Genomic DNA, 6,534 nt, shown 5'->3' on the forward strand with positions numbered 1-6,534 from the left:
TATTTGATACCTTTTACTTCTTATTGTTTCATTACAATTTAAAATTAAAACATGGTAATATAATAGTAAATATTAATAAAATTAGGAGTGATAAAAATGAATGTACGAATAGCAAAACCTGAAGATGCAAAAGAGCTTCTTAGCATATATAAATACTATGTTGAAAATACAACTATAACCTTCGAATATGATACTCCAACATTAGAGGAATTTGAAAATAGAATTAAAAACATATTAGTAAAATATCCTTATATTGTTGCTGAAGAAAATAATAAAATTTATGGCTACGCTTATGCAAGTGCTTTTAAAGGTAGACGTGCTTATGATTGGGCTGTTGAAACTTCTATTTATGTAGAGGTAGATTCATCAAAACAAGGAATTGGTACTTTACTTTATAATGAGCTTGAAAGATATCTTAAGCTTCAAAATATAATTAATATAAATGCATGTATTACTTACCCTAATGAAAAAAGTGAAAACTTTCATAAAAAATTTGGATATACGACCGTTGGACATTTTACTAAATGTGGATATAAGTTTGAACAATGGAATGACATGATTTGGATGGAAAAGTTCATTGGAGAACATAGTATTCCACCTAAGGATATAATTTTATTTTCAGAACTTAATTTGAAATAATAAAAATGTTCTATTCTATAGTTACATATTTTTACATATAATGTATGCTATAAAATAGAACATATTAATAACTTTTATTTAAATTTCTTTTTGAAGTTCCATAACTCTCTCTTTAGTTAAACTAGTTGATTTAACTATTATATCTATATCTACTCCTAACTGTAAAAGCTTTTTGGCAGCTTCTATATTAGCTTCTTCTCTCCCTTCTTTTATGCCTTCTTTTATTCCTTCTTTTATTCCTTCTTTTATTCCTTCTTTTATACCTTCTTCCCTTCCCTCTTCTTTTCCTTGTTCATATCCCTCTTCCATAGCTTCTTCAATTTTAGTAGCTTCATCATGCAATGCCATTTCACGTGAAAGATATTCTGCTCTTGCTTTTTTATCTTGACTCATTGTAGTTAATACATTTATAGCTTTATCTATGTTAGGATTTACTTTAGCCATTTTCTCTAATACCTCCCTTGAATCTGCCTTTATAAAACTTACCCATTGTGATAAATCATCATTTTCTTTGTATTCATCTAACTTTTTCATTTCTAAAAAGTGTATCTCTAATAAATCTGTTAAAACATAATTTTCTTCATTTTCCTTTATCTTAAACATACTATGATACTTATTAGTATCTAAAGTATTGAAATCTAATATATTTATACATATCGTCTTTTTTAATTTACTATATTTTTCTCCACTTTCTAATTGTTCACAATATATTTTTGACCAATAATACAAGCTTCTTTGTGGCATATAAATTGTTCTTGATACTTGTATTTCTATATCAATTTCTACATTATTGTTTATAGTTGCTCTTATATCTAATATACTTTTTTTATCTGCTATATTTTCTTTTGGTAATTCACTATTTAATATTTGTACATCTTCTATATCTATTTTTAAAACTGCTTTTAAGAATGCTATTAATATATCCTTATTTCTTTCATCACCAAAAATCTTTTTAAATACATAATCATTTTTAGGTTTAAGTATAAAATTATTGCTATTTATATTCATTATACTACTTCCTCCGAAAATTTTATCTTTAGTTAAATTATTTACATTTATATGCTAATTATATCATTATACTTTTATATTTAAAATAAAATGTAGCTATACTGATTATACTTCTATATAAAAAAGCTAGCATTAATACTAGCTTACTTCAATCTCATAACCTTTTTAAAATAACTTCTTCATCTGAATTAGGATTTGGGATCACTTTTATAGCTTCACCTTCATTTTCTGGTGACACTCTTATATTTCCCTCCTCTTCCTCTCCTGTAGTAACTATATTATTATCATCACTTTCAATAACTAAATTACTTTTATAATTATCTTTAACTAAATCACTATTCTCTTCTCTAATAACTACTTTATCCTGCTTTTGCACCTTATTGTTGCTTGATAATATAGTAATTGAACTTACTAGCAAAAATATAGCTACAATTAAAATTAAATACTTATACTTTTTTAATTTCACTAATAATCACTCCCTTTGTATAAGTTTATTAACATCACATATTAATTATTACAATATAAAAAAAGTGCATAGGGGGAGAATCCTGCACTTTTTTCAGTAAAATATATATTTAAATTATTAGGGGATATTAATAATATTGCCACTTTTTTCAAAACTTAAACATAAAATCAAATATTTTTTGTAAATAAATGGAGCTGCCTCCGGGGTCAATCCAATATTTGGATTGACCCCGGAGGCCCTTACATTAAATGTCATTTAGTACAATTTTAAATTCTTCCAGTACTTGAGATACTAGGTTCTCATCTAGTTTTTCATAATAATCTAAAAGATTAGATTCCTGTATTGACTCAAAAGCTTTTCTACTTGATTCCATCCAATTCTCTGGTATATACACCCATACTATTTCTGTATAACTACAGCTTAATAAAAAGTGTTCCATTCCAAAAAAGCTATACTCTTCTATCTCATGAAGTTCATTAAATCTCTTATAATCCTCAACTATTTGTGATGTTATCTTATACTCATAAATATCAGCATAGAAAAAATCAAATTTTCTACTTTCTGCTTCAAAAGCATTACAACAGACCACTTTTATCTTTGGATTTTTAGGAAAATTATTGTAATATAAATCTATTACCTCTTGGCTGATTTCATAAACAACTATTTCTTCTACTTCTGGCTTTTTAGCCATTTCTTCTATTACATATCCAAGTCCTAATCCAACAACTCCAACTTTTCCTTTTGCCATTCTTATAGCAAAGTATGAAGCTTGTATTTCTAACGGTGTCAATCTCATCCAAATATGACTAGGACCATGTAACTCAAGTATTTCTATATCATATTCATCTTCTTTTTCATATAGATATCCTTGAACTATTCCTTTTAATCCATCTATTGATTTTATTTCATAATCACCTATTTTGCTTTTATTTATTTTGCCATTATATTCTTTTATTTTGTCCAAAACATAGCTTTTATCAAAAGGCTTCAAATTTAACAATCCTCTCTTTACAACATAATATTAATTTATTATATAGTTTAAACCTTATGTTAACTAACTCTTTTTTATTTATACAAAAATTATAATTTAAACTAGTTAAAACCTCATCAAAGTATCTCTTAATAAATAGTATCTTCAATACCTTTTATATTATATTGCCAATTTATTCAAAATTCAATAATAAAGTCGGCCTTAACCGACTTTATTATTAAATTACTCATTATTCTTTTTATATGGCTCTTTACTTGAATGATAATCCATAAATTTAGCTCTTTCTATTATATAAGGAACTTCCCCTTTCCAATCATTATAATAATTCTTTTCATAGTAATTTATAAAATCTGAAGAGTTATTATCATAAATATTCTTATTAATATTACTAATAAAATTATTATCTCTTACAATATTTAAATAATTTCCCCTAGTAATATAAAGGCCATATTCTCCATTATTAATTATACTATTACCCTTTATCGTAACCGTATTACTTGAATCTATATTTCTTAATTTTGATAATAATATTCCATTAGCTATATTATTAATAATATTATTTTCTAATATTTCTGTAACATCATTTTTGCTAACTAATATAATTCCATCTCCCTGACTTCTATTTAAATTATTTCCCTTAATAGTATTACAAATATTATTATAGTATAAATAAACTAAAGAGAAATCAGTTATTATAGAATCTCCTTTAGCTATATTATTTTCTTTCATTATAAAGTCATTATCAATTATATTATTAGTTGTATTATCACTATTAAAATAAACTCCACAAACTAAGTTTACAGATTTATTTGTCTCAGGTTCAAATGATGCAACATTTTTTTGTAAATCTATTTGATTTCCATTTATCTCATTATAACTATTGTAAGAATCTAATAAAATTCCTGTGAAATCATTATACTTAACAGTATCTACAGTTGAATTTAAATTATAAATGTTACTATTTATTGAAATAAAATTATTCTTTATGCTATTTGCACTATTTTCATTGCAATAAATAATGCCATAAAAACCTATTCCACCTTCATTATAGGCAGCATTAATATTATTAAATTCTACTACCACATTATTTTCTTCAATATCTATTCGTGAATTATTTGAATCTAAGCAAATGGAAGAAAAATTTAACTCTACTAAGTCACAATTGCTTAAATTAAAAGTATTATTCCTAATATATAAATTATTAGATTTTATAAGTGTATCATGGGTTGAATAACTATTAATACAATATCCATTTATAGAATACGATTCTATATCTTTTATCTCACTATTTCCATCAATAATTTCAATCTCATTGTTTACTATATAAATAGTAGTTGAATTTTCAGTAATTACTCCTGAATAATTCTCTTTCATATTATTAATAGTTGAGCTTATCTTAAGATATATAGCATTATCTTGTATTATTACTTTTCCTGAATCTAATATAAATATTCCTTCACAAGAATTTTTTGATGATTCTATTAAGTTATTTTTTATTTTAATTTCACTACATCTATTTGTTGAAATTGCTTGCTCATTTTCCTTAAAAGACATATATTCAATAGAAATTTCTTGTGAAAACTCTAACTGAATAGCTAATTCACAGTCTTCTATTATAAAATTTTTTAATTTAACATCATGTTGTCCTACAATATTTATTGCTATAGCTTCATTCCCAATAACTGAACCCTTTCCATCTATTGTAGCATTGTTGACATTTATAACGAATAACTTTCCTCTTTGTTCTACTTTATTGTCTAAAGTAGCAACTCTAGAATTTCTATCCCAGGTTCCAATCTCTACCTTATCTCCATAATTATTTATCCATCCATTATCTTCACTTAAAAATATTACCTCTGTAATATCCTCTATAATTGAATGAGTTTTATTATGATAATCCCTATTTGGATATCCATTTAATAAATCTTTCTTTAATATATGATTATCCATAAGTATCCTCCAAATCAGTTATACAAGATATACTATTCATAAGTTATTATAATTGATAGTAACTTTACTAATTATCAAGTCATATTTTTACATTTTACTTATAAAAAAACATATTGCTATTTCCGAGTAATATGGTATACTATAAACATGATTTGAATAAATTTAAGAGGTGAATATTATGAATAAATTTTTAGTAAGTGAAGAAGCATATAACGAATTCAAAGCTTTTCTTGTAGAAAATGAAGTAGAAAGTCTTAGCATAAGAATTAACTTAGCTGGATTTGGTTGCAGCGGACCAGCTTTTAACATAACTGTTGATGAAGCAAAAGAAGGAGACGTTTCTGAAAAAATTAACGACATAACTTTAATTGCAGAAGAAAAATTAGTTGATGAATTCGGTGGATTTAGATTACTTTCATCTGAAGAAAATGGTGGTAGAGGATTATCTTTAAAACCAGTTATCGAAGTTGAAGGTGGATGCGGATCTTGTGGCGGTGGATGTCACCACTAAGATATAAAAAAAGCTAAGCAATTTTGCTTAGCTTTTTTTATTATAGATAAAATTAATTTCAAACTAAATTTTTAGATACTGAATATCTTATCTCTAATTTAATTATAATACTTTTAATTATTATTTACATTTTCATATGTAAAACTATATTCCACATATTTATTGTTAACTTCCTGAATTCCTTGTAAAATATCTACCCAATAACCTTCACTAATCATTATCTTTTCTTTTTTATCTTCAGGAACATTACAGTTTTCATCATAAAAACTATTAAAATAATTATTTAAATCTAATGCTATACTTCTTAATGTATTAAAGTCATTAGCTACTTTTCCCTCTAATTCTATAACATCAATTTTTTCTGTCATATCATTTTGAATATATGAATAAATCAACTCTTCTACTTCTGAGTATAATTCATTTTTAGTTTTCGTATTTACAACTATGTTTTTACTCTTATTTTTAAACTTTCTTAATGTTTTATTATCTTCTGTAAGATAACTGTTCCAAAGGCTTAATTCAGCTTCTGAAATTTTACTATAATTTTTATAAAGTGTTAAAAGGTCAACGTTATTAACGCTTTTTGCTGTAACGCAACTATCTAATATTGAAAGTATAGATTCATTCCTAAATCTTATTTCTTCTATTTTACTATAATTTTGTTTTCCGAGTTCATAGCAATATTTTTTATTCAAAATAGACTGATAAATATTAACTGTAAAGCTTATCATTAATATAACAACAATAATTATAAAGCAATTATCTTTTATATTAGTTTTAATCTTCATTCGCCACCCCCGCTACCCTTAGTATACCATAATCCCTCTCACGTGACAAATTATCTAAATTGTTCGTTAAAGCTTAAGTGCCGTGATGACGAAAATTAATGATATTACCTCCAGGAATTAGTGTAATTTTCGTTAAGAATTTATATTGTTTTCTCCGGAAAAAGTGCTAAAGCTTCGAAAG

Annotated in this window: 7 protein-coding genes; 2 read left to right on the forward strand and 5 right to left on the reverse strand. The window is 25.1% G+C overall.

The annotated features are described in order from the left end of the window. The first annotated feature begins 96 nt into the window (after window positions 1–96). The gene (locus EJJ37_RS16600) at window positions 97–639 is read left to right on the forward strand and encodes a GNAT family N-acetyltransferase (RefSeq protein WP_133016604.1); all 543 of its coding nucleotides are present in this window, start codon (window positions 97–99) and stop codon (window positions 637–639) included. A gap of 78 nt (window positions 640–717) precedes the next feature. Here the strand turns inward: EJJ37_RS16600 and EJJ37_RS16605 are convergent, their stop codons facing one another. The 4 genes from EJJ37_RS16605 to EJJ37_RS16620 all read right to left on the reverse strand — a co-directional run bounded on the left by EJJ37_RS16605 (window position 718) and on the right by EJJ37_RS16620 (window position 5,054). Further along, complete coding sequence (locus tag EJJ37_RS16605) at window positions 718–1,647, reverse strand: Rpn family recombination-promoting nuclease/putative transposase (RefSeq protein ID WP_133016605.1); 930 nt, start codon at window positions 1,645–1,647, stop codon at window positions 718–720. Window positions 1,648–1,801: 154 nt separating this feature from the next. Next, entirely contained in the window at window positions 1,802–2,113 is a 312-nt protein-coding gene (locus EJJ37_RS16610; RefSeq protein ID WP_133016606.1) for a hypothetical protein, read from the reverse strand. Window positions 2,114–2,357: 244 nt separating this feature from the next. Further along, complete coding sequence (locus EJJ37_RS16615; RefSeq protein ID WP_133016607.1) at window positions 2,358–3,104, reverse strand: polyamine aminopropyltransferase; 747 nt, start codon at window positions 3,102–3,104, stop codon at window positions 2,358–2,360. A gap of 222 nt (window positions 3,105–3,326) precedes the next feature. Beyond that, window positions 3,327–5,054, reverse strand: coding sequence for a NosD domain-containing protein (locus tag EJJ37_RS16620; protein WP_133016608.1), 1,728 nt, complete (start codon window positions 5,052–5,054; stop codon window positions 3,327–3,329). 178 nt (window positions 5,055–5,232) lie between these two features. Between EJJ37_RS16620 and EJJ37_RS16625 the strand changes: the two genes are divergently transcribed. Then, window positions 5,233–5,565 (forward strand): HesB-like protein, encoded by a 333-nt coding sequence (locus EJJ37_RS16625; RefSeq protein ID WP_133016609.1) that lies wholly within the window; start codon window positions 5,233–5,235, stop codon window positions 5,563–5,565. 113 nt (window positions 5,566–5,678) lie between these two features. Here EJJ37_RS16625 and EJJ37_RS16630 read toward each other — a convergent pair whose 3' ends face one another. Then, window positions 5,679–6,353, reverse strand: coding sequence for a hypothetical protein (locus tag EJJ37_RS16630; protein WP_133016610.1), 675 nt, complete (start codon window positions 6,351–6,353; stop codon window positions 5,679–5,681). Window positions 6,354–6,534 lie beyond the last annotated feature (181 nt).

Origin of the sequence: Clostridium cuniculi, from assembly GCF_004353185.1 — a bacterium.
GTDB lineage: Bacteria > Bacillota > Clostridia > Clostridiales > Clostridiaceae > Clostridium > Clostridium cuniculi.